25 protein-coding genes are annotated in these 26811 nt (G+C 74.1%); 10 read left to right on the forward strand and 15 right to left on the reverse strand.

Translation table 11 applies throughout. The annotated features are described in order from the left end of the window. Positions 1 to 1008, reverse strand: coding sequence for an NAD-dependent epimerase/dehydratase family protein (locus IE251_RS24830; protein WP_189755217.1), 1008 nt, complete (start codon positions 1006 to 1008; stop codon positions 1 to 3). Between the two features lie 326 nt (positions 1009 to 1334). Between IE251_RS24830 and IE251_RS41745 the strand changes: the two genes are divergently transcribed. Both IE251_RS41745 and IE251_RS24840 read left to right on the forward strand, forming a co-directional pair. Then, on the forward strand, positions 1335 to 2228 hold the full coding sequence (locus IE251_RS41745) for a polysaccharide pyruvyl transferase family protein (RefSeq protein ID WP_189755218.1): 894 nt from the start codon (positions 1335 to 1337) through the stop codon (positions 2226 to 2228). Positions 2229 to 2330: 102 nt separating this feature from the next. Beyond that, complete coding sequence (locus IE251_RS24840; protein ID WP_189755219.1) at positions 2331 to 2894, forward strand: hemerythrin domain-containing protein; 564 nt, start codon at positions 2331 to 2333, stop codon at positions 2892 to 2894. A 94-nt stretch (positions 2895 to 2988) separates the two neighbouring features. On the opposite strand, the gene IE251_RS24845 is transcribed toward IE251_RS24840, so the two are convergent. Continuing rightward, positions 2989 to 3342 (reverse strand): DUF3040 domain-containing protein, encoded by a 354-nt coding sequence (locus IE251_RS24845; RefSeq protein ID WP_189755220.1) that lies wholly within the window; start codon positions 3340 to 3342, stop codon positions 2989 to 2991. A 390-nt stretch (positions 3343 to 3732) separates the two neighbouring features. Here IE251_RS24845 and dhaK point away from each other — a divergent pair, with 390 nt between their 5' ends. From dhaK to IE251_RS24860, 3 genes are all read left to right on the forward strand, one after another. Then, positions 3733 to 4725, forward strand: a complete 993-nt coding sequence (gene dhaK, locus IE251_RS24850) for a dihydroxyacetone kinase subunit DhaK (protein ID WP_189755221.1) — start codon at positions 3733 to 3735, stop codon at positions 4723 to 4725. A gap of 67 nt (positions 4726 to 4792) precedes the next feature. Next, complete coding sequence (dhaL, locus tag IE251_RS24855; protein ID WP_189755222.1) at positions 4793 to 5410, forward strand: dihydroxyacetone kinase subunit DhaL; 618 nt, start codon at positions 4793 to 4795, stop codon at positions 5408 to 5410. Then, the gene (locus tag IE251_RS24860) at positions 5403 to 5813 is read left to right on the forward strand and encodes a PTS-dependent dihydroxyacetone kinase phosphotransferase subunit DhaM (protein ID WP_189755223.1); all 411 of its coding nucleotides are present in this window, start codon (positions 5403 to 5405) and stop codon (positions 5811 to 5813) included. The genes dhaL and IE251_RS24860 overlap by 8 nt, the downstream gene beginning before the upstream one ends. Positions 5814 to 6526: 713 nt before the next feature. Here the strand turns inward: IE251_RS24860 and IE251_RS24865 are convergent. Next, positions 6527 to 7396 (reverse strand): glycoside hydrolase family 75 protein, encoded by an 870-nt coding sequence (locus IE251_RS24865; protein ID WP_189755224.1) that lies wholly within the window; start codon positions 7394 to 7396, stop codon positions 6527 to 6529. Between the two features lie 456 nt (positions 7397 to 7852). Here IE251_RS24865 and IE251_RS24870 point away from each other — a divergent pair, with 456 nt between their 5' ends. Together IE251_RS24870 and IE251_RS24875 are read left to right on the forward strand one after the other, a co-directional pair. Continuing rightward, entirely contained in the window at positions 7853 to 8821 is a 969-nt protein-coding gene (locus IE251_RS24870) for a fibronectin type III domain-containing protein (protein ID WP_229896914.1), read from the forward strand. Positions 8822 to 8983: 162 nt separating this feature from the next. Then, complete coding sequence (locus IE251_RS24875; protein ID WP_189755226.1) at positions 8984 to 9598, forward strand: hypothetical protein; 615 nt, start codon at positions 8984 to 8986, stop codon at positions 9596 to 9598. Positions 9599 to 9606: 8 nt separating this feature from the next. On the opposite strand, the gene IE251_RS24880 is transcribed toward IE251_RS24875, so the two are convergent. Further along, positions 9607 to 10152: a PadR family transcriptional regulator gene (locus IE251_RS24880; RefSeq protein WP_189755227.1), complete on the reverse strand. Its 546-nt coding sequence runs from the start codon at positions 10150 to 10152 to the stop codon at positions 9607 to 9609. A gap of 32 nt (positions 10153 to 10184) precedes the next feature. After that, on the reverse strand, positions 10185 to 12197 hold the full coding sequence (locus IE251_RS24885) for an oxidoreductase (RefSeq protein WP_189755228.1): 2013 nt from the start codon (positions 12195 to 12197) through the stop codon (positions 10185 to 10187). Between the two features lie 144 nt (positions 12198 to 12341). Here IE251_RS24885 and IE251_RS24890 point away from each other — a divergent pair, with 144 nt between their 5' ends. Next, a complete protein-coding gene (locus IE251_RS24890) occupies positions 12342 to 12761 on the forward strand; it encodes a tautomerase family protein (protein ID WP_189755229.1) in 420 nt (139 codons plus the stop codon). A 1-nt stretch (position 12762) separates the two neighbouring features. On the opposite strand, the gene IE251_RS24895 is transcribed toward IE251_RS24890, so the two are convergent. Together IE251_RS24895 and IE251_RS24900 are read right to left on the reverse strand one after the other, a co-directional pair. Further along, positions 12763 to 13134, reverse strand: coding sequence for a hypothetical protein (locus IE251_RS24895; RefSeq protein WP_189755230.1), 372 nt, complete (start codon positions 13132 to 13134; stop codon positions 12763 to 12765). A gap of 94 nt (positions 13135 to 13228) precedes the next feature. Beyond that, positions 13229 to 14110 (reverse strand): hypothetical protein, encoded by an 882-nt coding sequence (locus IE251_RS24900; RefSeq protein ID WP_189755231.1) that lies wholly within the window; start codon positions 14108 to 14110, stop codon positions 13229 to 13231. Between the two features lie 317 nt (positions 14111 to 14427). On the opposite strand from IE251_RS24900, the gene IE251_RS24905 reads away from it, so the two are divergent. Next, positions 14428 to 16506: a SpoIIE family protein phosphatase gene (locus IE251_RS24905; RefSeq protein ID WP_189755232.1), complete on the forward strand. Its 2079-nt coding sequence runs from the start codon at positions 14428 to 14430 to the stop codon at positions 16504 to 16506. A gap of 17 nt (positions 16507 to 16523) precedes the next feature. On the opposite strand, the gene IE251_RS24910 is transcribed toward IE251_RS24905, so the two are convergent. Both IE251_RS24910 and IE251_RS24915 read right to left on the reverse strand, forming a co-directional pair. Further along, entirely contained in the window at positions 16524 to 17321 is a 798-nt protein-coding gene (locus IE251_RS24910; protein ID WP_189755233.1) for a putative protein N(5)-glutamine methyltransferase, read from the reverse strand. Between the two features lie 204 nt (positions 17322 to 17525). Next, a complete protein-coding gene (locus IE251_RS24915; RefSeq protein ID WP_189755234.1) occupies positions 17526 to 18644 on the reverse strand; it encodes an ABC-2 transporter permease in 1119 nt (372 codons plus the stop codon). An 85-nt stretch (positions 18645 to 18729) separates the two neighbouring features. Here IE251_RS24915 and IE251_RS24920 point away from each other — a divergent pair, with 85 nt between their 5' ends. Next, a complete protein-coding gene (locus IE251_RS24920; RefSeq protein WP_189755235.1) occupies positions 18730 to 19170 on the forward strand; it encodes a MarR family winged helix-turn-helix transcriptional regulator in 441 nt (146 codons plus the stop codon). A gap of 28 nt (positions 19171 to 19198) precedes the next feature. Here IE251_RS24920 and ectB read toward each other — a convergent pair whose 3' ends face one another. The 6 genes from ectB to IE251_RS24950 form a co-directional block, all read right to left on the reverse strand. Continuing rightward, positions 19199 to 20476 carry a diaminobutyrate--2-oxoglutarate transaminase gene (gene ectB, locus IE251_RS24925; protein ID WP_189755236.1) on the reverse strand — a complete coding sequence of 426 codons (1278 nt, stop codon included), beginning with the start codon at positions 20474 to 20476 and terminating at the stop codon, positions 19199 to 19201. An 83-nt stretch (positions 20477 to 20559) separates the two neighbouring features. Next, the gene (locus tag IE251_RS24930; protein WP_229896915.1) at positions 20560 to 21636 is read right to left on the reverse strand and encodes an amino acid:polyamine antiporter; all 1077 of its coding nucleotides are present in this window, start codon (positions 21634 to 21636) and stop codon (positions 20560 to 20562) included. A 134-nt stretch (positions 21637 to 21770) separates the two neighbouring features. After that, a complete protein-coding gene (locus IE251_RS24935; protein ID WP_189755237.1) occupies positions 21771 to 23063 on the reverse strand; it encodes a lysine N(6)-hydroxylase/L-ornithine N(5)-oxygenase family protein in 1293 nt (430 codons plus the stop codon). 60 nt (positions 23064 to 23123) lie between these two features. Further along, entirely contained in the window at positions 23124 to 24248 is a 1125-nt protein-coding gene (locus tag IE251_RS24940) for an NAD(P)/FAD-dependent oxidoreductase (protein WP_229896917.1), read from the reverse strand. After that, positions 24245 to 26209, reverse strand: a complete 1965-nt coding sequence (locus IE251_RS24945; protein ID WP_189755238.1) for a class I tRNA ligase family protein — start codon at positions 26207 to 26209, stop codon at positions 24245 to 24247. The genes IE251_RS24940 and IE251_RS24945 overlap by 4 nt, the downstream gene beginning before the upstream one ends. A 46-nt stretch (positions 26210 to 26255) precedes the next feature. Next, a complete protein-coding gene (locus IE251_RS24950; protein WP_189755239.1) occupies positions 26256 to 26810 on the reverse strand; it encodes a DUF3291 domain-containing protein in 555 nt (184 codons plus the stop codon). Position 26811: the final 1 nt, after the last annotated feature.

The raw sequence follows: 26811 nt of genomic DNA on the forward strand, positions 1-26811 counted from the left end.
TCAGGACTGCGGGGCCGGGTCCTGCGCGGGCGCCACCGGCTGCGGGGGCAGGGCGGCGAAGTAGGCGATGGTCTGCTTCAGCCCCTCCTCCCAGGGGACCTGCGGCGACCAGCCGAGCAACTCGCGCGCGAGGGTGGTGTCGGGGCGGCGCCGGCCGGGGTCGTCCACGGGCCGGTCGATGAAGGCGATCGGGGAGCGGGAGCCGGTGAGGGCGACCACCCGGCGGGCCAGGTCGGCGACGGTGATCTCGTCGCTGCCGCCGATGTTCACCGGCCGTACGGACCTGCTCGCGGCGACCCGCAGGATGCCGTCCACGGTGTCGTCGACGTAGCACAGGGAGCGGGTCTGGCTGCCGTCGCCGGTCACGGTGAGGGGTTCGCCGGCCAGGGCCTGGCAGATGAAGGTGGGCACGGCCCGGCCGTCGTGGGCGCGCATCCGCGGCCCGTAGGTGTTGAACAGCCGCACGATGCCGGCGTTCGTGCCCCGGGTGCCGGTGTGCGCGGTGACCAGGGCCTCGGCGAACCGTTTGGACTCGTCGTACACGCTGCGCGGCCCTATGGGGTTGACGTTGCCCCAGTAGCCCTCGTGCTGCGGGTGGACCTGGGGGTCGCCGTACACCTCGGAGGTGGAGGCGAGCAGGAACCGGGCGCCGTCGCGTTCGGCGACGGCCAGCGCGTTGCGGGTGCCGGTGCTGCCGACCTCCAGGGTCTCCAGCGGCAGGCGGAGGTAGTCGGCGGGTGAGGCGGGGCAGGCGAAGTGCAGGACCAGGTCGTACGGGCCCGGGAGGCGTTCGGCGCAGTCGGCCGCGCTGACGTCGCAGTACACATACCGGAAGCCGGGCCGCGCCTCCAGGTGCGCGATGTTCTCGCGCCGCCCGCAGACCAGGTTGTCGGCGCAGTCGACTTCGACGCCCGAATCCAGCAGCCGCTCGCACAGGTGGGAGCCGAGGAAGCCGGCACCGCCGGTCACGAGGGCGCGCCGCCAGGAGAACGGTGTGGCACCAGTCATGGGGGCTTCTCCTTCGTCGTCCTTCGTCCACGTCGTCCGCGGCCGGAAGCACGCTGTGGACGGCGCCGTCCGTCTACGGCCGGGCTGTGTACGGGTGTTCGGCGCGTGCCGCGTCACCGGGCCCGGCGTCACCGGCCCGTCGGGGAGGAAGAGGACAGGGCCCGGGCCCCGGAGACGTCCGGGACCGCCCTGCTGAGCCGCCGCTGGCTGGACGGCACTGGCAGCTGGGTTCCCCTGCCAGTTGGATTCACGCGTTGGATTCTTATTCTCCGGAATCAGGGGTACTCGCGCGACTCAGGCGCCTCGTTACCACGCTGGAGACCTCCATGCACGACGACGTCCCGGCAGCCGTGCTGCGCACCCTGCGCGCACCCGGCCGGCCTCCGGGGAAGCTGCTGCTCACCGGCTGGTTCAGCTTCCGGGACGGGGAGGCGACGGCCGGGGACGTACTCGCCCAGCGGCACATGTCGGCGGCGCTGACCGGGGCCGGCATCCCCCACGACACGGCATGGAGCCCCGGGTTCCGGCCCGGGGCGCTGTCCCTGGAGACGGCCGACCCGGACGCCTACGGCACGCTGCTGTTCGTGTGCGGTCCGGTGCACGGACCCCAAGTCGCCGCCCTGCATGCAAGGTTCAGGTCCTGCACACGACTGGCGGCCGGGGTCTCGGTGGTCGACCCCGCGGACCCGGCGGCCACCGGTTTCCACACGATCGTCGCCCGGGACGGCACCGCGGCCCCGGCCCGCCATGACCTCGCGGCGAACGCCCCGGTGGGCCCGCTGCCGCCGGTGGCCGCGGTGGTGCTGTCCTCGGGGCAGGGCGAGTACGGCGCGCGGCGGCGGCACGCGGAGGTCAACGACACGATCACGTCCTGGCTGGCCGACCAGGACTGTACGCGGGTGCCGGCCGAGACCCGGCTGGCCGTGGACGACTGGCGGCTGTGCGCCACCGCCGAACAGTTCCTCGCCCTCGTCGCCCGCTGCGACGTGGTGGTCACCACCCGGCTGCACGGTCTGGTCCTGGCGCTGCGGGCCGGTACCCCGGTGATCGCGGTCGACCCGGTGGCGGGCGGGGCCAAGGTCACGGCGCAGGCGCGTGCCGTGGGCTGGCCGGCGCTGGTGGCGGGGGACGCGCTGACCCGCTCGGCGCTGGACCACTGGTGGGCGTGGGCGCTGTCCGGGGCGGGCCGGTCGGCCGCCGCCCGGTACTCGGCGCGCTGACCGGGTGTGGCGGTCCGTGTAACGCGCGGTGTCCGGGGCACTCGGCGCGGCGACGGCACGGCCCCTTCCGGGCCGCCGCGTCTCACGCAGGAGGTAACGACCATGGGTCACGGCGGAAACGTCATCCAGGAGCTGACCACCGACCACCGTGAGGTGGAGGAGATCTTCGGCCGTTTCGAGGCGCTGCCGCCCGGCTCGCCGGAACGCAAGAACCTCTGCGACCAGGCCACGATCGAGCTGGTCCGGCACTCGGTCGCCGAGGAGGCCTATCTCTACCCGGCGGTCCGCGAGCACGTGGCCGGCGGTGACGCGCTGGCGGACAAGGAGATCGAGGACCACGCCAAGGCCGAGCAGATCATGAAGGACCTGGAGGGCTGCCAGGCGGACGACCCCCGGTTCGACACGTTGATGACGCAGCTGATGAGCGAGATCCGCTCCCATGTGACCGACGAGGAACAGAACCTGTTCCCGCGGCTGGAGGCGGCCTGTCCCCAGGACGCGCTGATGGAGCTGGGCGACAAGGTCCGCCGGGCCAAGCAGACGGCGCCGACCCGCCCGCACCCCTCGGCGCCGGACACTCCCCCGGCCGACAAGCTGCTGGCACCGGGAGTGGGCCTGATCGACCGGCTGCGGGACGCGCTGTCGGGGCGGGGCAAGGAGAGCTGACGGCCCTGACGCGCCGCCCGGGACACGAGACCCGGGCGGCGCGTGGCATGCCGTGTGCGTACACGGCTACGGAGGCGCTGCGGAGGCATGGGGCTCAGACCCACGGCGTGGGCGGCGTGGGCCGGGGCCGGCGGTGGGGTCGCCGGGGGCGCGGGCGGGCGGCTCGGCACAGCAGCCGGAACGCCTGGAGGAGGGTGACCGGCCACAGCAGCGCGAAGCACCACAGCAGCGCGGGGTCGGAGGTGCGGATGCCCATGACGGCGACGAACACCGACGCGACCGCCAGCAGCAGCACCGCCACCGGCAGCCAGACGCCGTACCGCGCCTCGCCCATCCGGCGGGCGAACCGCCGGTCCTGCCTGAGGCCCGCCTCGATCCGCGCCAGCGCCAGGCGCTCGCGCGCGGACAGTCGTACCCCGTCGTGCTCCCACATCTTCCACTCGTCCACGGCGACGGCACCTCCTCGGTCGGCGGCCTGCGGGGCTCCGTGCCACCGGGTTCCCCGGACGCGGCGGCCGATGCGGTCCCGGAGGCCGGGAGCGCCGTACGACCGGTGACGATCTCCCCCGGTGCCACTCCCCTACGGCCAACGGGCGCGGCTCGGCAGGGCAGTTGCCGCAGAAGCGGGGCCGGTGCGGTCCTGGTGTGCCGGTAGAGTGCTGTTCCCCTTGGTCGACAGTCCGCTACGGACCGTAAAGCCGGGCGATCGCACGTGACCTCGGCTGCCGCAGGGCAGATACTGCCCATAGACGGGACGAACGGCTGTCTCCACCGGGTGACCGTCGGCACCTGACGCCCCGTCACGGCAGTCGAGGGCCAGGTTCGCGAGGAGACACCTATGAGGATGCTGATCAACGTACCGGAGACGGTCGTGGCGGACGCGTTGCGCGGTCTGGCCGCCGCGCATCCCGAACTGAACGTGGACGTGGAGAAGCGGGTGATCGTCCGCCGGGACGCCCCCGTGCCCGGGCAGGTCGCGCTCGTCTCGGGCGGCGGCTCCGGGCACGAGCCGCTGCACGGCGGCTTCGTCGGCCCGGGCATGCTCGCCGCCGCGTGCCCCGGAGAAATCTTCACGTCGCCCGTACCGGACCAGATGGCGCGCGCCGCGGCGGCCGTGGACAGCGGCGCGGGCGTCCTGTTCATCGTGAAGAACTACACCGGTGACGTGCTGAACTTCGACATGGCGGCCGAGCTGGCCGAGGACGAGGGCATCCAGGTCGCCAAGGTGCTCGTCGACGACGACGTCGCGGTCACCGACAGCCTCTACACGGCCGGCCGGCGGGGTACGGGCGCGACGCTGTTCGTGGAGAAGATCGCGGGTGCCGCCGCGGCCGAGGGGCAGCCGCTGGAGCACGTGGAGGCCGTCGGCCGCCGGGTCAACGACAACTCCCGCAGCTTCGGCGTGGCGCTCAGCGCCTGTACGACCCCGGCGAAGGGCAGCCCCACGTTCGATCTGCCGGACGGTGAGCTGGAGTTGGGCATCGGCATCCACGGCGAGCCGGGCCGGGAGCGGCGGCCGATGATGACCTCCGGGGAGATCGCCGACTTCGCGGTCGACGTCATCCTGGAGGACCTGCCGCCGCGCGCTCCCGTCCTGGTGCTGGTCAACGGCATGGGCGCGACCCCGCTGCTGGAGCTGTACGGCTTCAACGCCGAGGTGCAGCGGGTGTTGCGCGAACGCGGTGTCGCCGTGGCCCGCACCCTCGTCGGCAACTACGTCACCTCGCTGGACATGGCGGGCGCCTCGGTGACGCTGTGTCAGGTGGACGAGGAGCTGTTGCGGCTGTGGGACGCACCGGTGAAGACACCGGCCCTGCGCTGGGGCATGTGAGCGCGTGATGTGCCCGCACCACCACCCCGGCCGCATGGTCGACGGCCCTGTCACACAAGGAGATCCAGTGCTCGACGCCGATTTCTTCCGCCGTTGGATGACGACGGCGGCCGCGTCCGTCGGCCGGGAGGCCGAGCGGCTCACCGCCCTCGACTCGGCCATCGGGGACGCCGACCACGGCAGCAATCTGCGGCGCGGGTTCACGGCCGTGGCGACGGCCCTGGAGAAGGAGACACCGAACACCCCGGGCGGTGTCCTGATACTCGCCGGACGGCAGTTGATCTCGACGGTCGGGGGTGCGTCCGGGCCGTTGTACGGCACCCTGCTGCGCCGGGCGGGCAAGGCGCTCGGTGATGCCGCCGAGGTCGGCGAGGAGGAGCTGGCGGCGGCGCTGCGCGCGGGCGTGGAAGGGGTGATGGCGCTCGGCGGGGCGGCACCCGGCGACAAGACCATGATCGACGCCCTGATACCGGCCGTGGACGCGCTCGGCACGGGCTTCGCCGCCGCGCGGGCCGCCGCGGAGGAGGGGGCGGCGGCCACCATACCGCTGCGGGCCCGCAAGGGCCGGGCGAGTTATCTGGGCGAGCGCAGCATCGGTCACCAGGACCCGGGGGCGACCTCGTCGGCGCTGCTGATCGCCGCGCTGGCCGAGACCGCGGAGGCGACGGAGGCGGACGGTGAGTGAGGACAGGCCGGTCGGGATCGTGCTGGTGTCGCACAGCGCCCAGGTGGCCGAGTCCGTCGCCGAGCTGGCGAAGGGCCTGGCGGGCGGGGCGGCCGGGATACCGGTGGCCCCGGCGGGCGGCACCGAGGGCGGCGGGCTCGGCACCAGCGCCGAGCTGATCTCCGCGGCGGCGGCCTCCGTGGACCGGGGGGCCGGGGTGGCGGTACTCACCGACCTGGGCAGCGCGGTACTGACGGTGAAGGCGCTGCTCGCCGAGGGTGACGAACTGCCGGAGGGCACCCGCCTGGTGGACGCGCCGTTCGTCGAGGGCGCGGTGGCCGCGGTGGTCACCGCCGCCGCGGGCGCCGACCTGGACGCCGTGGAGGCCGCGGCGGCGGAGGCGTACAGCTACCGGAAGGTGTGAGAGCACCCGGCAGGGGTGACAGGCCGGCGAGGGTGCGGGGCGTTGCACGGCGGGGCCCGGCGGGAGCAAAGCTCACCGGAGCCGGGACCGGCAAGGCTGCCGGGGCCCGGAGCCGGTGAAGGGTCACCGGAGGCACGGGCCCGGCCCGAGCGACGACCACCGAAAGGCGGAGACCGGCCAAGTGGCCGCCACCGGAAGGCAGGGCCCGGCGGGAGCAAAGCTCGCCCGAGCCGCGACCGGCAAGGCTGCCGGAGCCCGGAACCGGTGAAAGGTCACCGGAAGCACGGGCCCGGCCCGAGCGACGACCACCGAAAGGCGGAGACCGGCCAAGTGGCCGCCACCGGAAGGCAGGGCCCGGCGGGAGCAAAGCTCACCGGAGCCGGGACCGGCAAGGCTGCCGGGGCCCGGAACCGGTGAAAGGTCACCGGAGGCACGGGCCCGGCCCGAGCGACGACCACCGAAAGGCGGAGACCCGCACCACCGACCGGGCCCGGCACCGGTTGCGGGTCGCCGGAGGCGGGAGCCGGCCCGAGCGACGGCCGCCGGAAGCGGGGGACCCGCGCTGACCGGACACGGCGGCGGACACGGTCGCCGGAGGCGAGGCCCGGCCCGAGCGACGGCCACCGGCCGACGGAGACCGGCCGCGTGGCCGCCGCTGCAAGGCGGCTGCGGCGGGCGCGGAGACGTGCGGCGGGGCTTGCGCCGGGGGCGGGTCAGCGTCGGGCGAGGAAGCGTCGGGCCAGGCGCTCGCCCTCTGCTGCCGCCGCCGCGCGGTTTTCCACGGCGGTGATCCGGGAGTCGCGGAAGACGATGTAGGTGACGCCGGAGGACACCCCGCCGGAGCGGGGGTCGGGCGGGATGCCGAGGGCGCGCGCGGTGGCGTAGGAGGCCTCGCCGATGAGGTCGCGCGGGCCGGTGTCGCCGACGACGGCGTACCGTACCCGGTCCCCGTAGACGACGGCGGCGACCGAGCCTCCGCGCACCCCGGAGGCCCGGTGGTCCCAGCGGCGGCTGGGCGCCGGGACGACGATGTACGGCAGGGTCTCGGCGTTCAGCCGGCGGCCGTCGGATCCCAGGACCGAGGTGGCGGGGGCGAACACCGGGTCGGTACGGCGGTTGCAGCGGGCGGTGGGGCGGCCGTCGCAGTCGATGTCCAGGTCGGCCTTCCAGAAGACGGCGTCCCGGGTGCCGCAGACGGGAATGGTCGCGGGGCGGCCCGCGTCGGTGCGGTACCGGCCCCGGGAGACCCGGGTGCACCTGCCGGCCCGGGCGAGGAGGCGGGCGGCGGTGACCGCGTCCTCGCCGCCGCGCGTCCGCTCGTCGCGCGCCGACCTCTCGGCACGGCCCGGTCCCCCGGCACGGTCCGCTCCCCGGCTGGGCGCCGTGTTCCCGTCGCGGGCCGCGCCCTCGCCCCGGGCGACGCCGGCCAGGCCGCCACCGTGTGTCGCGCTCCCCTCGCGGACCGCGTTCTCGTCACGGGCCGCGACCCGTTCGGCGGGCGGGACGGCGGTGGCCGGCGCGGGCAGTGCCGGAGCGATCAGGGCGGCGCCGGCCGCGGCCAGCGTCAGGGACGGGACACGCACGATGGGGAACCCTCTCGTCGGGAACAGAGGCGGATGTCCGGCCCGTGGTGCCGCGGCCCCGGACGCCGACCCCACTGTGCTGTGACCTGGGGTCCGCGGCCACGGGGTGCGCCGCGAAGGGGCCGGATGGAGCACGTCGCTGACACCCTGTCAGGGGATGGCCCTGCTGTGTCGCCGGGGCGGTGAGAGGGGGACAACAGGGGCCGGGGATCCGGAGCGGGTACCGTCCCGGATCCCCCGGCCACCCGCGCCGGCGCGGGATCGGCGACGACAGCGTGTCCGCGCCACAGGCGTGAACTTCCCTGTTCTCGGGGGCGGTTCAGCCGTAGGGAGCCTCAGCATACGTAACCGCGGGGGATGGTCACCAACGCGGCCCCCTTGCTGCGCTCCGCCGGCCGGGCCACTATTGGTCCGGACCTTTACGTGATGCCTAGGCCGTCCGGGGAGGGCAGTGCCGTGCGACGCGTTCCCTTTCCGCCCGTGCTGGTCTGCGGGGCCGTGCTGCTGGTCGCCTCCTGTGGCTGGAACCGGGCGGACGACGACGGCCGGACACCCGGCGCTCCCGTCGGGATCACCGCCGCGGCGGGCAGCGCCACGAGCGTGCACGTGATGTGGAACGCGGCCCCCGCCGACGCCGAGGTCCGCACCTACGAGGTATATCGGGACACCACAAAAGTGGCCGAAGTACCGGGCGCGCAGCACATGGTGGACGTCACCAGGCTCAGGCCGTCCACCCTGTATGCCTTCACCGTGCGGGCCCGGGACACCGCGGGCCGGCTGGGTCCGCCGAGCCGGGAGGTCCGGGCGCGGACGCCGGCCGTGACGGCGGCGGACCGCTCGGCTCCGGCCCGGCCGGGGACGGCCACCGGGCGGGCCGTGGGCAGCCGTGCCGTCCAGCTGTCCTGGGGCGCGTCCCGGGACGACCGGGGGGTGTCGTCGTACGACGTCTACCAGGGCGGTGTGAAGATCCACAGTGTCGGCGGGAACCAGACCGCCACCGTCGTCACGGGCCTGCGTCCCGGCACCCGTTATGTCTTCACGGTGCGCGCCCGGGACGCGGCCGACAACCTCTCCCCCGCCGGCCCGCCGGTCCGCCTGTCCACGCCGGGCGGCGACGACGGCCGGGCGACCGCGCCCGCCGGGTTCACCGCCGCCACCCACCGTGCCGACGGCGCCTACTACATCGACCTCGCCTGGGATCCGCCACGCGTGGACGGTGTGATCACCGAGTACCAGATCGGTCTGGACGGCGCCGCGGCCACCTCGCTGGTCTGGGGCGGCACTCCCCCGCGCGGCCGGGCACACCACAGCTTCTACGCGGGCGCCGCCGCCGGGGAGGAACACCGGGTACGGCTGCGGGCCCGGCTGCCCGACGGCACCTGGGGCGGCTGGTCGGCGGAGCGGACGGTGACCACGGGCCGCTGAGGGCGCATCAGGGCCCCGCGCGGGCCGCCGTCACCTGATCGGGCCGCTCCGGGTGCGGCCGTGTCCGGCGGGGCGTTGGCTGCGGTTGAGGCAGCACGGGCGCTTCCCGACCCCCGGCGGCGCATGGGACGTACCGCCGACCGTGCCGCCGGAGGCCCGTCCATGGACAACTCGCGACTCCTGCTCCGCTCCGGCCTGACCCTGGCGGCCGCCGCCGCGCTCCCGGCCGCGCTCGCCGGGCCGTCCGCGGCGGTGTCGGGCATCTCGGTCAGCACCATCGGCTCCACGGTGTCGGTGGTCACCAGCGCGTGCACCCAGGTCAACGGCAGCTGGGGCACCGCGGCCCTGCTCACCAGCCGTCAGGCCAACTTCTCCCAGGGCCGGCAGGTGGCCCTGGCCGGCACGTCGGTCAGCCAGTCCGCGGCCTGGACGGGGGTCAGCCCGGGGACCTACACCGTGGTCGTGCTCTGCTCCAGTGGCACCACCGCGGGCAGCCAGTCGGTGATCGTCTCCGGTTCGGCCGTGCCGACCAGGCCCGCACCGGTGGTCCCGACCGGGCCCGCGCCCGCCCGGACCCAGCCGGCGCCCGTCCAGACCCGGCCGACGATCTCGGCGACCACCAGCCCGGCCCCGTCCCGGGGCGTGATGGGCGGCCTCGGCGGCGCCGCCCGCGACTACGGCACCCTGACCCTCGGCGCCGGCGCGGCCCTGGTCGGCGCCGGCGTCGTCGCCACCGGCTGGGTCCTGCGCCGCCGCTCCCGGCCGTACCGGCTCTGAGTCCCCCTTCAGTCGGTGTCCGGCAGTTCGGCGAACTCCGCCAGGGCGTGGGTGAGCCACTGGGTCCAGAAGGTCTCCAGATCGATCCCGGCCCGCAGGACCAGGTGGCGCAGCCGGTCCTGCGGGGCGTCCCGGCCGGGCGGGAAGTCCCGCTTCTCGATCTCCCGGTACTCGGCGAGCTGCCGCCGGTGCAGCTCCAGGTGGCGGCGCAGGTCGGCCTCCAGGCCCGCGGTGCCCACCACGGCGGCCGCGCGCAGCCGCAGCAGCAGCACGTCCCGCTGCGGCTTCGGGTCCTGCGCGGCGGCGGTCCAGCGGGCCAGTTCGGCCCGGCCCGCGGGCAGCACCTCGTAGCTCTTCTTCTGCCCGCGGGCCGGCTGCTCGGCCGGCAGCGCGCGGATGAGCCCCTCGGCCTCCAGCCTCCCCAGCTCGCGATAGATCTGCTGGTGCGTCGCGGACCAGAAGTAGCCGATCGACTTGTCGAACCGGCGGGTCAGTTCCAGTCCCGACGACGGCTTTTCCAGCAGGGCGGTGAGGATCGCGTGCGGGAGTGACATGGGCTCATCCTAGGGAGGGAGGTCCCCGGGCCCTACAGGGTCGCCGCCAGCTCCGTGCCCTGCTTGATCGCCCGCTTGGCGTCCAGCTCCGCGGCGACGTCGGCGCCGCCGATGAGGTGGGCGCTGCGGCCGGCGGCGATCAGCGCCTCGTACAGGCCGCGGCGCGGTTCCTGGCCGGTGCACAGCACGACCGTGTCGACCTCTAGGACGGTGCTCTCCTCGCCGACGGTGATGTGCAGGCCGGCGTCGTCGATCCGGTCGTAGCGCACGCCCGGCACCATGGTCACGCCCCGGTGCTTCAGCTCGGTGCGGTGGATCCAGCCGGTGGTCTTGCCGAGGCCGGCGCCGACCTTGCTGGTCTTGCGCTGGAGCAGGTGCACCTGGCGGGGCGGGGCGGGCCGCTCGGGGGCGGTGAGGCCGCCGGGCGCCCGGTAGTCCATGTCGACGCCCCAGTGCCGGAAGTAGGTCCGCGGGTCCTCGCTCGCCTTGTCGCCGCCGTCGGTGAGGTACTCGGCGACGTCGAAGCCGATGCCGCCGGCGCCGAGGACGGCGACGCGGTCGCCGACGGGGGCGCCCTGGAGCACGTCGAGGTAGCCGAGGACGCGGGGGTGGTCGATGCCGGGGATGTCCGGGGTGCGCGGGGTGACGCCGGTGGCGACCACGACCTCGTCGTAGCCGTCCAGGTCGGCGGCCTCCACCCAGGTGTCCAGACGGACGTCGACACCGTGCGCGTCGAGCTGGTGGCGGAAGTAGCGCAGCGTCTCGTCGAACTCCTGCTTGCCGGGCACCTTGCGGGCGACGTTGAGCTGTCCGCCGATCTCGCCCGCCGCGTCGAACAGGGTGACGGCGTGGCCGCGTTCGGCGGCGGAGACCGCGCAGGCGAGGCCGGCCGGGCCGGCGCCGACCACGGCGACGCGCTTCTTCAGCCGGGTCGGCGCGAGGACCAGCTCGGTCTCGTGGCAGGCGCGCGGATTGACCAGGCAGGAGGTGATCTGCCCGCTGAAGGTGTGGTCGAGGCAGGCCTGGTTGCAGCCGATGCAGGTGTTGATGGCCTCGGGGGTGCCGGCGGCGGCCTTGGCGACGAAGTCGGGGTCGGCGAGCATCGGGCGGGCCAGGGACACCATGTCGGCGCAGCCGTCGGCGAGCAGTTCCTCGGCGAGTTCCGGGGTGTTGATGCGGTTGGTGGTGACCAGCGGGACGGACACCTCGCCCATGAGCTTCTTGGTGACCCAGGTGTAGGCGCCGCGCGGCACGGAGGTGGCGATGGTGGGGATGCGCGCCTCGTGCCAGCCGATGCCGGTGTTGATGATCGTCGCGCCGGCGGCCTCCACCGCCTTGCCGAGGGTGATCACCTCCGCCAGCGAGGAGCCGCCCGGGACCAGGTCCAGCATGGACAGCCGGTAGATGACGATGAAGTCCTCGCCGACGGCCTCGCGGACCCGCTTGACGATCTCGACGGGGAAGCGCATCCGGTTCTCGTACGAGCCGCCCCAGCGGTCGGTGCGGTGGTTGGTCTGCGCGGCGGTGAACTCGTTGATCAGGTAGCCCTCGGAGCCCATGATCTCGACGCCGTCGTAGCCGGCCTGCCGGGCGAGGCGGGCGGTGCGGGCGTAGTCGTCGATGGTGCGCTCGACGTCGGCGTCGGTCAGCTCGCGGGGCACGAAGGGGCTGATGGGCGCCTGGAGGGGGCTGGGCGCGACGAGGTCGCGGTGGTAGGCGTACCGGCCGAAGTGCAGGATCTGCAGGGCGATCCGGCCGCCCTCGCGGTGCACGGCCCCGGTGACCACCCGGTGCCGCTCGGCCTCCGCGTCGGTGGTGAGCTTGGCCCCGCCCTCGTACGGCCGGCCCTCGTCGTTGGGGGCGATGCCGCCGGTGACGATGAGGCCCACGCCGCCGCGCGCGCGGGCCGCGTAGAACGCCGCCATCCGCTCGAAGCCGCGCTCGGCCTCCTCCAGGCCGACGTGCATGGAGCCCATCAGTACGCGGTTGGGCAGGGTGGTGAAGCCCAGGTCGAGCGGGGTCATCAGGTGCGGGTAACGGCTCATCGGGCCCTCCGTGCGCGGTGTCGTCGCCTCTTGTTGTAGAGGAAGCCCGAGGCTTTGTGCAACTAGTTGCACAATCGGTCGCCTGTGTAACTACTAGTATGTACAGTCAGTTGTGACCGATCCGCCGCCCGAAAGGACGCCGCCATGCCCTTCGTCCGCATAGACACGCTCGGCACCGACCCCGCCCGCCTCGACGCCCTCGGCCAGGCCGTGCAGGACGCCCTCGTGGAGACGCTGGGGATTCCCCCGGAGGACCGCTTCCAGGTGCTGACCGGCCACGACGGCGTCGGCAGCACCCTGCGCCACGGCGACTACCCGGGCGTGCCGCGGGACGACTCGGTGGTCTTCGTGGCGATCACCCTGCGGGCCGGGCGGGACGCCGGCCGCAAGCGGGCGGTGTACCGGCGGATCGCCGAGCTGGTGCACGAGCGGACCGGGACCGAGCCGCGCAATGTGCTGGTCACCCTGACCGAGAACGGCGACGCCGACTGGTCCTTCGGGTACGGGCAGGCGCAGTACGCCCCGGCCGGTCGGGGACGACCGGCCGGGGCGTCGCCGCGGTGACTCAGCGGCTCTCCAGGCGCAGATGCAGGTCCCGCTCCTGGTCACCGGAGGCCGTACAGGTCTCCTTCACGGTGAACATCGAGTCCAGGGTGGTGCGGAACCGGTCGACGGCCCAGTAGCCGCCCTGGACGTCCGCCTGGACCGGCTGCCCGAGCTGCACCGGCGGGCAGCCGGAACCCCGGGTCTCGGCGACGTCGTAGGTGCCGAGCCAGACCATCGGCCGGGTCTCGTGGAGCTGCTGGGGCTCCTCGTCCGCGCCCCGGTCGGAGGCGAAGCAGGACCTGAGCGCCTCGAACACCAGGCGGGCGTCCTCCTTCGATCCGCTGATCTCCACCGTGACGGTTTCCGGATGCGACCGCTCCGTGTCTGCCATGATCGCTCCTTTCGTGGCCGCGCTGCGGTGGAACGGGGTACCCCGCCGAACCGCGTCCACCCCCAGGAAAGCACCACGCGCCGTCGCGCACACCTCAGCCGCGGGTGAACTTGTACGTCTTGCTGTCCGTCAGCACGCAGAAACCGGGCGATACGACGATCACGCGCAGGACGCCGCTGCGGCGGTCGTAGTCGATGCCCTCCGCCTCGAAGGAGCCCTGGCAGGAACTGCGCAACGGCAACTGGCGCACCGCCGTGACATGCCCGGTGACGTCGGCGGTCCCGTCCGGCGGGGCGGAGAGGTCGACCTGGAGCAGCGGCTTGGTGAGGCCGAAGAGGCTGCCCTCGGGGTCGTCGGAGGAGCACAGCAGGGTGGTGGGGCCGGTGAAGTCGCAGCCCTGGACGTCGCGGACGGCGTGGTCCAGGCGGACGGTGGCGACCTGCGGGAGGTCCGCCGAGGGCGAGGTGGCGGGGTTGACGCCCGGGGTCGGGAAGACCAGCAGGCGGGTCATGGTGCCCCACTCGCCGGAGAGCATCCACCGGCCGTCGGGCGAGACGGCGGCCCAGGAGTTGTTCAGCGCCTCGCCCGGGCCCAGTGTGTGGACGTATTCCGACCACGCGCCGCCGGGCCCCTGCACCCGGAACATCTTCGAGTTGCCGGAGTCCCGCTGGTAGGGCTCGATGTAGAAGCCGTCGTAGGAGGCGTCGGGGTCGCCGACGTGGTTCCAGCCGCGCGCGGCGAGGCCGACCGGGACGGTGCCGGCGCCGGTGTAGCGGTTCGGGCTGTTCGCCGGGACCTCCACCGAGGTCAGCCCCTGGCTCTCGGTCAGCGGGTCGGCGCGGTCGGAGCCGGTCTCGGTCCAGGTGCCGGCCGCCGAGGCGGGCGCGGGCGCGGCGAGGGACACGACGGCGGCGGTGACGAGGGTGACCAGTCCGGCGAGGACGGTGTGACAGCGTTGCCGGGCGGACGCGGGCATGGCCGGCTCCTCGGGCGGGCGACGGGGCACTCGGACGGCGGACAGTCTGGCGTGGCGTCATCGTCATGTACAGACCAATCACGCACCATGTGCGTGAACTCTCACGGCCCCCGGGACCGCGCGGTACGGTCGCGGCGGGGGTCCCGAGCCGGGCGCACCACCGGCGCGACGGCTCCGGCGGACGTCCGCCGCCGTGGTGAGAGATGGTGGAGGGAGAACGGCGACGGTGGCGGAGAGTCGGGTGTGAGCGCGGTAGAACGAGGTCAGTCGGCACGAGGCACGGCGTGCCGTGCGGACGGGCGAAGGCGGTGCGTGGCATGAGTGCGGCCGAGGCTCCGGCGACGGAGAACGGCGAGCCCGCGCGCGGGCCGGTTCCCCCGGGCGGCCTGCTGGACGTCCTGGGCGTGGCGTCGGTGGTGCTGGACACGGACGGCCGGATCGTGCTGTGGAGTCCGCAGGCGGAGGAACTGTTCGGGTACACCGCCGAGGAGGCCCTCGGCCAGTACGCCGCCCGGCTGATGGTGCACGAGGAGCACAGCCGGCTGGTGGGCAGGCTGTTCGCCGACGTGATGCGCACCGGGCAGAGCTGGGCGGGCGGCTTCCCGGTCCGGCACAAGGACGGCAGCACCCGTCTGGTGGAGTTCCGCAACATGCGGCTGCTGGACGACCGCGGGGACGTCTACGCGCTCGGGCTGGCCGCCGACCAGTCGACCGTACGGCGGCTGGAACAGGACGTGGCGCTGTCCGAGCGGATGGTGAAGCAGTCCCCGATCGGCTACGGCGTCCTGGACACCGAGCTGCGGTTCGTCTCCGTCAACCCCGCCCTGGAGCGCATCAACGGGGTGCCGGCCGCCGAGCACGTGGGCCGGACGCTGCGGGAGGTGGTGCCGCTGCTGAACGCGGGCGACCTGGAGGCCGCGGCCCGGCGGGTGCTGGAGACCGGTGTGCCGCTGATCGACGACACGCTGGTCGGCCGCACCCCGGCCGACCCGGACGAGGACCACACCTGGTCGCACTCGCTGTACCGGCTGGAGGACACCCTGGGCCATGTGCTCGGAGTGGCCGTCTCGCTGGTCGACATCACCGAACAGCACCGGGCCTCGGTCGAGGCGGAGACCGCGCGCCGCCGGCTCGCGGTGATCGCGGACGCCTCGGCCCGGATCGGCACCACGCTGGAGCTGGAGCGCACCGCCTGCGAGCTGGCCGAGGTCGCGGTGCCGGAGCTGGCGGACGTGGCGGCGGTGGACCTGCTGGACGCGGTGGTCGAGGGCCGGCCCAGCGCGCTCGGGCCCTCGGAGTCCGCGGTGATCAGGGCGCTGGCCGTGCGCCCGGCGGAGGGCAGCGACGCGGTCCGGGCCGCGGACCCGCCCGGCCAGATCGCCCGGTACGGGCCGGACCGGCTGGTCACCGAGTGCGTGCGCACCGGCGAGGCGGTGCTGGTGCCGCGGGTGAAGGACGCGGACCTGCCGCTGATCGCCCGCTCCGCGGAGGCGGCCGTGCTGCTCGGCCGGGCGGGCCTGCACTCGTACCTCGCGGTGCCGCTGATCGCGCGCGGCGAGGTGCTGGGCGCGCTGGACCTCAAACGCACCCGCAACCCGGCGCCCTTCGACGAGGACGACGTGCTGCTGGCGCGGGAGCTGGCGGCCCGCGCGGCCGTGCAGATCGACAACGCGCGCTGGTACCAGAACGCCCGCAACACCGCGCTCACCCTCCAGCGCAGCCTGCTGCCCAGCCACCCGCCCGTCACCACCGCTCTGGAGGTGGCCTCCCGCTACCAGCCGGCCGGGGCCACCAGCGAGGTGGGCGGCGACTGGTTCGACGTCATCCCGCTGGAGGGCGGCAAGACCGCGCTCGTCGTGGGCGATGTGATGGGCAGCGGGGTCAGCGCCGCCGCCACGATGGGCCGGCTGCGCACCGCGACCACCACCCTGGCCGCGCTCGACCTCGACCCGGCCCGGCTGCTGGAGCACCTGGACAAGACGACCTCGGCCCTGGACCACTCCATCGCGACCTGCGTGTACGCCGTGTACGACCCGCATCTGCGCCAGTGCCGGATCGCCAACGCCGGCCATCTGCCGCCGGCCCGGGTACGGCCCGGCAGCCCGCCGGAGCTGCTCGACCTGCCCACCGGGGTGCCGCTCGGGGTGGGCGGGGTCGGCTTCTCCACCGTCACGGTCGGCTTCGAGCCCGGTGACGAGCTGGTCTTCTACACCGACGGGCTGGTGGAGACCCGCTCCCACTCGCTGGACGAGCGGCTGGCCCTGCTGCTGTCGCTGCTGGACGAACCCGCCCGCCCGCTGGAGGAGACCTGCGACCACCTCCTGCGCACGCTGCGCCACCCGGACAACCACGACGACGTGGCGCTGCTCATCGCCCGGGCACAGGAGCTGGGGTAGCGGGCGGGCGGGGCCGGTCACCGCGCCGGTGCGGGACGTACGCCGATGACCACATGCGCGTACAGGTCCTCGTCGACGGCCAGACGGGTCGTCAGGCCCGCCTCGGTGAAGGCGCGTACGGCGGCGGGGGCCTGGCGTTCGCTGGTCTCGGTGAGCAGGCCCCCGCCGGGGGCGAGCCACTCGGACGCCCCGGCGGCGACCCGGCGCAGCACATCGAGTCCGTCGGCGCCGCCGTCCAGCGCGATCAGCGGTTCGTGGTCGCGGGCCTCCGCCGGGAGCAGGGGCACCTCGGCGGTGGGGACGTAGGGCACGTTGGCCGTCAGCAGGGCCACCCGGCCGCGCAGGCCGGGCGGCAGGGCGTCGTACAGGTCCCCCTGGTGGGCCCGGCCGCCGAAGGGGGCGAGGTTGCGGCGGGCACAGCGTACGGCGGCCGGGTCGATGTCGGCGGCGTGCACCTCGGCGCCGGGCAGGGCGTGGGCGAGGGCCGCGCCGAGCGCGCCGGAACCGCAGCACAGGTCCACGACGACGGTCGCGTCCGGCGCGGCGGCCAGCGCCTGGCCGGCCAGGAACTCGGTACGGCGGCGGGGGACGAACACCCCGGGTTCCACGGCGATGCGCAGTCCGCGGAACCGGGCCCAGCCGAGGACCTGTTCGAGGGGAAGCCCGGCGGCGCGCCGGTCCACCATGCCGGCCGCCTCCTCGGGGGTGCGGGCGGTGGCGAGGATCAACTCGGCCTCGTCCTCGGCGAAGACGCACCCGGCGGCGCGCAGCGCCGAGACGACGGCGGGAGGGGTCATGGGGGTGGGTACGGGCATGGAAGCGGAAAGCCTTTCGGGAGCGCGAGACTTCAGGGCGCTCCCGCGGTCACCGCTGCCGGCGTACCGCGCCGTCACGAGGAGAGAGCACCCCAGCCGACACAGCGGTAATGGGTCTCACCTCCTCGTCCTCGGGGCCGCGGGTCCCCGCGGCCGGACGGCCACCATACCCCACGGCCCGACGGGCCTTCCGCCCCGGCGAGTTCAGACGCCGACCGACTCCTCGGCCTCTTCCTCGGCCTCCCGCTCGGCCTCCCGTGCGGCCTCGTCCTTGGCGTGCCGCGGGCCCGTCCGCCCGGTCTCGGTCCCGGCGGACACGGCACCGGCCTCGGCACCGGCCTGGGCCTGGGCGGCTTCCCGGCGGGTGCGGCCGGCGCCCTCGTACAGGGCGGCCGCCGCGGTCACCAGGACGCCGGCCAGCAGCCAGACCACCAGGGTCCACACCGTGCGGCCGAGGCCGTCGTCGCCGAAGTACAGCAGGCTGCGGACGCCCTCGACGAAGCCGGCGCCGTTCCAGAAGGCGTGCAGGGTGCCGAAGAACCCGTTCTGCAGCTCGGGCCGGAACAGCCCGCCGGAGCTGGTGAAGTTCAGCATCACGAACAGCACCATCATGGTCAGCGTGGTCCACCGCTTCAGGAAGGTGTGCAGGCCGACGCCGATCAGCAGGATGCCCGCCGAGTACAGCCAGGCCATGCCCCACACACCGGCGAGGTCGTGGTGGGCGAGGTGGAACACCGGCCCGGCGAGCAGCGCTCCGACGCAGCTGACCACCGCGGAGACACCGACGGCGAGCAGCGCGCGGACGCGCATCGCGAGGGCGGCACCGGCGGCGCCGAGGGCGGCGACCGAGGCGTAGGAGCCGATGCTGACGGCGATCATCAGGAAGAACAGGCCCTGCCCGGTGGGGTCGTCGGCGACCGGCCGGGCCACGTCGGTGATCTTCAGCGGCAGGCCCTGTCCGGCGGCGACCGGGGTGAAGACCTTCTCGACGGCCATGGCGCCCATGTCGGAGGCGGCGCTCGCCACCAGCAGCTCGGGCGCCTTGGCGCTCGGCACGTAGGCGCCGGTGACATCGCGGGACTCGAGCAGCTCGACGGCGTCGGCGCGGGTGGCCACCGTGCGCACGTCGAGCTTCTCACCGGCGGTGTCCTTGACCGTCTGCGCGAAGACCTTGGCCTGCGGGGTGGTGCCGACGACGGCGACCGGCAGATGGTGCGGCTCGGGGGTGACGAACGCCCCCATGTAGGCGAGCCCCATGCCTACGCACATCAGCAGCGGGGTGATCAGGTGCGTGAGCACATGGCGCAGTGCCGGTGACCTCATCGCGCGCGACCTCCAAAGGTTGGCTTATACAACTTTCACTTCAAGTTGTACTATACAACTAGAAACCCCGGAGGAGGTACTTCCCGTGAGCGCAGCGGAGTCGGCCGTCGAGACGATCCAGCGCGAGATGACCATCTTCGCCCGCCGGGCCCGCGCCTCGGCGGGCCGTATGCACCCCGAGCTGTCCCTGGTGTCGTACACCCTGCTCGGACACCTGGAGGAACGCGACGGCTGCCGGGCGACCGACCTGGCGGCCCACTACGCGCTGGACAAGTCCACGGTGAGCCGGCAGGTGGCCGCGCTGGAGCGGGCCGCGCTGATCGAGCGCCGGCTGGACCCGGAGGACCACCGGGTCCAGGTGCTGCACCTGACGGAGGCCGGCCGGGAGATCCTGGCCCAGGTCACCCGCAGCCGCCGGGCCGCCTTCCGGGAACGGCTCGCCGAGTGGCCGGAGGAGGACCTCGTGCGGTTCGCGGCGTACCTGGAGCGGTACAACGCGGGGCCGGCGGGCACGGACGGGGAGTGAGGCGGTGCACTGACGACGTCTCGTACGCTCAGCGCGCGCCCACGGCGTGCGCCCGTCGGCCGCCGACGGCCGAGGCCACGGCCTCCCGGAGCACCGACAGTCCCTCGGCCAGTTCCCCGTCCGTGACGGTCAAGGGGGGCATGACCTTCACCACCTCGTCGCGGGAGCCCGCCGTCTCCACCAGCAGTCCGCGGGCGAAGGCCTCGGCGGCGGCCCTCCTGGCCATGCCCGGCTCCCGGAAGGACAGCCCCCACACCAGGCCGCGCCCCCGTGAGGCCGCCACCTGGTCCGGGTGCCGCCGGGCGAGTTCGCCCAGCGACTCCTGGAGCAGGCACTCCCGGGCCGTGGTCCGCTTCTCCAGAGTGCTGTCCGCCCAGAACTCCCGGAGGGCGGCAGCCGCTGTCACGAAAGCCGGGTTGTTGCCGCGGAACGTGCCGTTGTGCTCCCCCGGCTGCCAGACGTCCAACTCGGTGCGGAAGAGGGTGAGCGCCATCGGCAGACCGTATCCGCTGATGGATTTCGACAGGCACACGATGTCCGGGGTGATGCCCGCGGCTTCGAAGCTGAAGAACGGCCCGGTGCGGCCGCACCCCATCTGGATGTCGTCGACGATCAGCAGGACTTCGCGACGGGCGCACAGCTCCGCGAGGTCGGCGAGCCAGGTGAGGCGCGCCGGGTTCACGCCGCCCTCGCCCTGCACGGTCTCCACGATGACGGCGGCCGGCAGATCCATGCCGCTGCTGCTGTCGGCCAGCATGCTGTCCAGCAGCCGCAGCCCGCACACCCGGCCGCCGTCGAAGCCGTCGTAAGGGACGCGCCAGGTGTGTCCGAGCGGAACACCGGCACCCGCGCGCTTCGTGGCGTTCCCGGTGACGGCCAGAGACCCCAGCGACATGCCGTGGAAGCCCCCGGTGAAGGCGACGACGGTCTGGCGCCCGGTCACCTTGCGGGCCAGTTTCAGCGCGGCCTCCACACTGTTGGTGCCGGTCGGACCGGGGAACTGCACCCGGTAGTCGAGGCCGCGCGGCTCGAGCACCCGGGCCCCGAACTGCGTGAGGAAGTCCTCCTTGGCGTCGGTCAGCATGTCCAGGCTGTGGGTGACACCGTCCCGCTCGAGGTAGTCCAGCAGCGCGCGCTTGAGCACGGGGTGGTTGTGCCCGTAGTTCAGGGCGCTCGCACCCGCGAAGAAGTCCAGGTAGGTCCGGCCGTCGCGGTCGGACATCCGGCTGCCGCGCCCATGGGTGAAGACCACGGGCCAGTTCCGGCAGTAACTGCGTACTTCGGATTCGATGGTGGAGGCGATCATGCGGGGTCTCCTCGGTGAGCAACGGGAAGAAGAGGGGGTTGGGGCACGGCCGGGCAGGCGGGGGTACGGAGCGGGGACGCGGCTCAGGCGCTGACGAGCGAGCGCACCGTGAGGGCCGACACGCCCCCGAGCACCAGCAGGACCGCCACCCCGGCGCACCGCAGGACCGGCCCGCCCCGGCGCACCGCTGCGGCGGCACCGAGGGCGTAACCGATGACGGCGGCCGCTGCCGGCCCGAGCAGCAGGAGCGGCACGGCGCCGTCCCCGGCTCCGGCCCGGGCGAAGGCGCAGCACGCCGCGCCCACGGCGGCGACGAGGGCCCGGGCGGGGCCTCGTCCGGTGGTACGCCGCCCGCCGGGGTACAGCCGCGAGGCGATCCGGGCGGCCGTGCGCACATTGGTGACGCAGTAGGACGTCAGGACGGCGGCCGTCGCCACGGCGAGCGTCCAGCGAAGCGGTGCCGCAGACGCTCCCGGCGCGGCCGGCACCGCGCCGGCGTACCGCTGGACCGCGGCGAGCCCCAGGTGGACGGCGGCCACCCCGGCGATCCCCAGGCACACTCCGAGGGCGGTGCCGCGCGCTCCGGACGCGGTCGCCGGGACCACGCCGGTCACCGCCTCCCAGCCGACGCCGGCGAAGAACAGCGCCGCCAGCGCCAGCCACTCGGCCCCGTGGGGCGAGAGCCCCGGCGGGGCCAGCGCCGAGTGCGCGCCTTGCTCCGGAATGCCCGGACCGCCCCACAGGACGCAGCCCAGGGCCACGGTCCCGGCGGCCCAGGGGCGCACGCGGAGCACCGCGGCCGGGAACGTCAGCGGGCTGAGCGCGGCCGCCACGGCCACCACGAGGATTCCCAGAGCGAGCGGCAGACCGGCTGCCCCGGGGCGCGGCGGAGCGCCGTCGGCGGCCGCGAGCAGGCACATCGCGGTGAACCAGGCGATCGCCGCCTGCCCGGCCGTGAAAGCGACGGCGAAGGCGGCGTCCACCGCCCGTTCCGCCCATGTGCCCAGCAACGCGCCGACGGTGCCCGCCAACGGCATCGGGCCGACCCGGGTGCGCACCAGCGCGGCCAGCATGAGACTGACACAGCCGCCGAGCAGCAGATGGGCGCACCAGACGAGCAGGCTGTGGTCGCGCGCCAGGGCGGCGACGACGGGAGGCATGACCAGCATTCCGGCGCCGAGGACACCGCGGCAGACCTGCCCGGCGATGGTCCATGGCGCACCGCGCGCGGTCCCGCCGCCGCTTGCCGCGGACGTCCGGCCCCGGGCGGGCGGAGCGCCGATGTCCGTCTCCATTACGGGAGACGCTTCCTGAGGCCGTCCGCGATGACCTTGGCCCTGAGCGACAGCAGGCTGAAGGAGCCCGCGTCGCCGATGCCGTGACTGGACTCGCACAGGCCGTTGAGGAACAGCGCGGGAGTGCCGGCCGCCGTCGGCCGCACGTCGTACTCCGGGCCGACGTCCAGGTACCCGTGGTCGTCGAAGGCGAAGTCGCCGGCGATTCCGGTCATGAGGGCGGGCACGCGCTCCTGGTGGGGGGCGGGCCCGAGGTCACGGAACCCGGTGGCCAGGACGACGAAGTCCGCGTCGAGTTCCTCGGATTCCCCTGTGTTGAGCTCCTCCACGCCGAGCCGGACACCGTCCTCGCGCACGTCGAGGGCGCGGACCTGGCGGCTGCCCCTGACGAACACCCGCTGGTCGCCGTCCAGGCGCTGCTCGTAGATCAGCCGGTACAGCTCGCGCAGCACGTCGCCGTCGGCGGCCGAATAGTTGGTGAGGCGCATGAACGAGTCGATGGCGGCCTTGCGTTCACGGGAGGCGCGGTAGTAGTAGTCCGTGAAGCCGGGGAAGTACCCCTCCTCGCTGAACGGGCTGCAGTCCTTCTCACGGAGCGTCAGAGACCGTACCAGAGTGGTGACTTCGGTGCGGGGGAAGCGCCGGGCCAGGTCGAGGGTGAGCTCGACCGCGCTCTGGCTGCCGCCGACGACCGTCACCGCGCGCGGTTCCCGGCCTGCCCCGTAGAGCTCCTCCAGCTGCCGCAGGGCCGGAAGGTAACGCGTCAGGTGGAAGACGCGGGGGGAATCCACGGAGTCGAACGGTTCCGGGACGAAAGGAGCGCGCCCGGTGCCGATCACGAGAGTGCGCGCGTGCAGGGTCTCGCCCTCGGACGTGGTGACGACGTAGTGCCGCTCGCCGGCCGCGTCGCGGCCGAGGGCGACGCCGGTGACGCGCACCCCGTAGTCCACGAGCCCGCCGAAGTGGCCGGCGGCCCAGGTGACGTACCGCGCGTACTCCTTGCGCAGCGGGAACTCCATCGGGAGGTTGAGATGGTCCAGCAACCGGTCGTTCTCGAAGAGGTAGTTGATGAAGCTGTAGCGGCTGCGCGGGTTGCGCAACGAGACCAGGTCGCGCACCGGGTGGTTCTGGATGTCCGACCCGTCGAGCATCATGGCGCTCTGCCAGGACGGGCCCGGCCGGCTCTCCAGGAAGCGTGCGTCGACGTCGTGGCCCTCTTCCTCGAGGGCGATGGCCAGGGCCAGGTTGGCCGGGCCGAATCCGATGCCTATCACGTCATGGCAGTGGGTCACTGTTCCCCCTTGATGGGAAGCGAGTACGAGTGGGTGGACGACGCGGCCGGGCAGGCGGTGTCAGACGGCCGGCGGAAGGGTGCCGGCGGCCACCGCGGCGGCGACGAGGCGGCCGGCCTCGGGCGCCGTCTTGACGCCGCCGCCGTTCCAGGCGCGCACCGACCACACGTGCGGCACGCCTGTGCCGTCCAGCAGACCGGAGGCCGCACCTCCGGCGGGCGCGGGGCCGTAGGCGTCCGCGGCGCGGATCGTCGTGACGTGGCGTGCCTCCGGGAGCCACGGCAGGTGCGGGGTGAGCGCGGACACGGTGGCCTGTGCGTGCGCGGGGTCCGGCGGTGCGTCGAGCGGGCAGTCCCAGACGAGGTGCGGCATGCCGATGAGCGTCCGGTCCGCACCGGCCGGCTTCGCGTACCGGCCGGTGCGCAGGTCGACGAAGGTCGCGTGCGGCGGCGCGGGCGGCCGGCGTTCGACGATGCTCACCTGGATCGACCGGGTGCGCACGGTCGTGGCCGGCCGCAGTCCCGGTACCGGGTCGGCGGCCCAGGGCCCGACCGCCGAGACGACCGCCCCGGCGCGTATGACTCCCGCGTCGGTCACCACCGCGGGGCGGCCGCCGTGGTCCTCCACGGCACGTACCCGTACCGCGCGGTGGACGGCGGCGCCGTCGGCGACCGCCTGCCGCAGCCAGTCGTCGGTGACCTCCGCCGGTGCCACCCAGCCGGCCTCCGGCTCGACCAGGGCGATGCCGTCGGCCAGGTGGATCCCCGCGGCCTCGGCCACGCCGCTCACCACGTGCGCCGAGGCGCGCAGGGCGGCGTTGATCCGCGCGGCGGCCTCCCGCAGGGCGGGGCCCCGCGCCGGGTCCGCCACCGTGACCGCGCCGACCGCGTGCAGCGGGGCCCGCCCCGAGGCCCAGCGTCCGGGATCCCGGTAGGCGGCCAGGCTCGGCAGTGCCAGCGCGGCGATCGCCGGGTCCTCGTCGTAGGCGCGCACCATGCCGCCGGAGTGGCCGGTGGCACCGGCGCCGGGCCGTGCCGCCCTGTCGAGCACGACGACACGCGCACCCCGGCGTGCCAGCTGGTGGGCGACGGCGGCGCCGGTGATCCCGGCGCCCACCACCACGACATCCGCGCGCGGGGGCACCTCCGCGTCACGCCGGTGGACCGGCGTGCCCTCCTGGCTCACGATCGCCCGGTCGCGGCGGCCGCCGTGGTACCCGGCGCGCCCGGCACGACCCGGGAGCCGGCGGGCAGGAAGGTCCAGTCGGCCTCGCGCACCGGCTGTGCGGGCAGGCCCAGCCAGTCCCAGGTCCGCTGGGCCAGCTCGGGCATGACCGGCCAGGCCAGCGCGGCGAACACCTTGGCCGCGAGGTACTCGAGCGCCAGGCTGGTGCGGGCTTCCTCGGCCAGTGACGCCACCCCCCGCACCGCCTCCTCCGTCGCCCGGAACTCGGCGCAGCGGGTCACGAAGGACTCCAGCTGGGCGACGTAGCCGCGGGCGCTGAACGACTCCGGCAGCAGCAGGCCGTCGAGCTGGCGGGTGGCCAGGTTGAGGTACCGGTAGAACTCGCGGTGCGCGTCCGTCCAGGCGCCCGTGCCGGGCACCCGGCCGTCGCTCCGGCCGGTCAGGGCCGCGAAGCCGTCCAGCCAGTCCTGGGCGGCGCGGTACAGCGGGTCCTGGGTGAGCCGGCCGGCGCGCTCCGGGGTGATGCGGGTCACGCGCCCTTCCGGGGCCTCGCGCAGCAGGGCGAGGCGTACGGCGTCGGGTCCGGCCGCGGCGAGGGCGTCGGCGGCCCAGACCGCGTGGCCCCGGCTGGTGGAGAACTTCGCCTCCCCCAGGTGCAGGAACTGGTTGGTGACGAACGCGGCGGGCAGGAACTCCTCCAGGCCGGTGGCGAAGGCGAGGACCGGCAGCAGGACGGCGTAGTAGAAGCTGTTGTCGTAGCCGAGGAAGAGGGTGATCATCGCCGGGCCGTGCCGCTCGGCCTCGGTGCGGGCCGCGTCGAGGAAGGTGAGCGCGAGGTCCGCCCAGGCGTCGAGGGCCTGGCCGTCCTCCAGGGCGACCCCCCAGGTGCCGGTGCGGCCCAGCCGGTACGGGGGCAGGCCCTCGTCCAGCAGCCGCTCGACCAGGGCCTGGAGGTCGGGTGCGGTGAAGCGGTCGCGCAGGTGGTCCCGCAGCCGGTCCGCGTAGGCGTCGAGGTCCAGCCAGAGGGCCGGCTCCGGGCGGGTCACGGCCGGCGTGCCGCAGATGCGGCACACGGGGTCGATGAGTTCCCGGGCCTCGCCGGGCCTGCCGCAGGCCTCGCAGATCTCCCCGTCGCTGGCCGCGCCGCAGTGCGCGCAGTGCCCCCGCGCGAACGCCTGGTGCAACGACAGGTCACAGCTCGGGCAGTACGCCGTCTCGCGCGTCTCCTCCTTGACCGCGGGCGAGGCGGCCAGCCGGGAGAACAACTCCCGGACACGGCCCGCGTGTCCGGGGTCCGTGGCCGGGCGCGTGAGCCGGTCGACGCCGACGCCGGCCGAGCGGAGGGTCGCGACGATGGCGTCGCCTTCGGCCCGGGCCACCTCGGCCGGCCGTGTGCCGCGCAGGCGTGCGGCGGCGGCCACGTAGGACTGGTGGTCGTCGGTGCCGGTGACGTACCGGGCGTCGCGGCCCATGCTGCGCAGCGCGCGCACCAGCATGTCGGCCCGGACGTACGGGCCCGCGAGGTGGCCCAGGTGCAGGCCGCCGTTGGGGGTGGGCGGAGGGCAGAACACCAGCGTCCGCTCGGCGAGCCGGCTGCGCGGGGGCAGCTGTTCGAGGGCGGCGACGGCGCTGGGTATGTGCTCCCAGTAGATCGAGACGATGTCGAACGGTTCGCCGGACTCGTTGCGGATCTCGTGGAAGCCGAACGGGGACAGGTGGACGACCTCGCCCGGCCCCAGCTCACGCTCCTCGTCCCCGAGCACGACGACGGCCTTTCCGGCCAGGACGATGAACATCTCGCCGTCCTGGTGGGCGTGTCGCTTGGAGACGGTGTGCGGGGGGACGCTGCCGAAGACGGAGCCGAACGGCAGCCCCTCGATGTCGTTCGCGGACAGCATGGGCTGGAGGTGCATCTCGTAGGACCAGCTCATCGCCGACCGGTCGAAGGCACGCGTAATCAAAAGGGTGTCCCTTGGTGGTCTGGGAAACGGGTGGGGTGATCCGGTGTCAGACGCCGGCCGGCCGTCGCTCGGCCATGCCGCTCAGTCGCGTGGGGGTGCCGTCCGCGGTGAAGGGCCGGCGGAAGGTGAAGGCGACGGGTGACGGGCCGTGGTCGTGCAGGTGCTCCAGCCGCTCGCAGGCGTCCGACCAGGTGGGGATGGTGTCGTCGGAGACCCACCACGCCGCGTAGCTGGGCCACTCGGGCTTCAGGAACCACTCGTGCCGTTTGCTCAGGGTGGAGCGGTGCAGTCCGGTGTAGACGAAGGAGAAGACCGAGTCCAGGTCGGTCCACAGCGACAGGGTGGAGGCCCGGCTGTCGGTCTCGTCGGTCCGGCCGCCCGTGTAGAAGCGCGGAACGTCGAACCTGCCCCACTCCCCCCAGTCCCGTTCGAAGTTGGTGAGGTGGCTCTGGCCGGGGTCCTCCTTCGCCCGGGCGATGAATCCCGGGCTGCGCTCCGCCTGCTCGAAGGTCGGCGGCGTCCGGTCGTCGAACTCCTGGACCTCGGGATGTCCGTACGGCTTCTTCAGGATGGCGAAAGTCGTGAACGCGACGCGTGGCATC

It is taken from the genome of Streptomyces eurythermus (genome assembly GCF_014649115.1).
In the GTDB taxonomy this organism is placed as follows: Bacteria; Actinomycetota; Actinomycetes; order Streptomycetales; family Streptomycetaceae; genus Streptomyces; species Streptomyces eurythermus.

What these genes read in the sequence shown, in the direction of transcription:
- IE251_RS24900 (WP_189755231.1), bottom strand. Translation starts at nt 14,110, where the DNA reads ATGCCCGCGTCCGCCCGGCAACGCTGTCACACCGTCCTCGCCGGACTG.
- IE251_RS24890 (WP_189755229.1), top strand. Translation starts at nt 12,342, where the DNA reads ATGCCCTTCGTCCGCATAGACACGCTCGGCACCGACCCCGCCCGCCTC.
- IE251_RS24950 (WP_189755239.1), bottom strand. Translation starts at nt 26,810, where the DNA reads ATGCCACGCGTCGCGTTCACGACTTTCGCCATCCTGAAGAAGCCGTAC.
- IE251_RS24885 (WP_189755228.1), bottom strand. Translation starts at nt 12,197, where the DNA reads ATGAGCCGTTACCCGCACCTGATGACCCCGCTCGACCTGGGCTTCACC.
- dhaK (WP_189755221.1), top strand. Translation starts at nt 3,733, where the DNA reads ATGAGGATGCTGATCAACGTACCGGAGACGGTCGTGGCGGACGCGTTG.
- IE251_RS41745 (WP_189755218.1), top strand. Translation starts at nt 1,335, where the DNA reads ATGCACGACGACGTCCCGGCAGCCGTGCTGCGCACCCTGCGCGCACCC.
- IE251_RS24930 (WP_229896915.1), bottom strand. Translation starts at nt 21,636, where the DNA reads ATGCCTCCCGTCGTCGCCGCCCTGGCGCGCGACCACAGCCTGCTCGTC.
- IE251_RS24895 (WP_189755230.1), bottom strand. Translation starts at nt 13,134, where the DNA reads ATGGCAGACACGGAGCGGTCGCATCCGGAAACCGTCACGGTGGAGATC.
- IE251_RS24915 (WP_189755234.1), bottom strand. Translation starts at nt 18,644, where the DNA reads ATGAGGTCACCGGCACTGCGCCATGTGCTCACGCACCTGATCACCCCG.
- IE251_RS24875 (WP_189755226.1), top strand. Translation starts at nt 8,984, where the DNA reads ATGGACAACTCGCGACTCCTGCTCCGCTCCGGCCTGACCCTGGCGGCC.
- IE251_RS24840 (WP_189755219.1), top strand. Translation starts at nt 2,331, where the DNA reads ATGGGTCACGGCGGAAACGTCATCCAGGAGCTGACCACCGACCACCGT.
- ectB (WP_189755236.1), bottom strand. Translation starts at nt 20,476, where the DNA reads ATGATCGCCTCCACCATCGAATCCGAAGTACGCAGTTACTGCCGGAAC.
- IE251_RS24880 (WP_189755227.1), bottom strand. Translation starts at nt 10,152, where the DNA reads ATGTCACTCCCGCACGCGATCCTCACCGCCCTGCTGGAAAAGCCGTCG.
- IE251_RS24910 (WP_189755233.1), bottom strand. Translation starts at nt 17,321, where the DNA reads ATGCCCGTACCCACCCCCATGACCCCTCCCGCCGTCGTCTCGGCGCTG.
- IE251_RS24830 (WP_189755217.1), bottom strand. Translation starts at nt 1,008, where the DNA reads ATGACTGGTGCCACACCGTTCTCCTGGCGGCGCGCCCTCGTGACCGGC.
- IE251_RS24905 (WP_189755232.1), top strand. Translation starts at nt 14,428, where the DNA reads ATGAGTGCGGCCGAGGCTCCGGCGACGGAGAACGGCGAGCCCGCGCGC.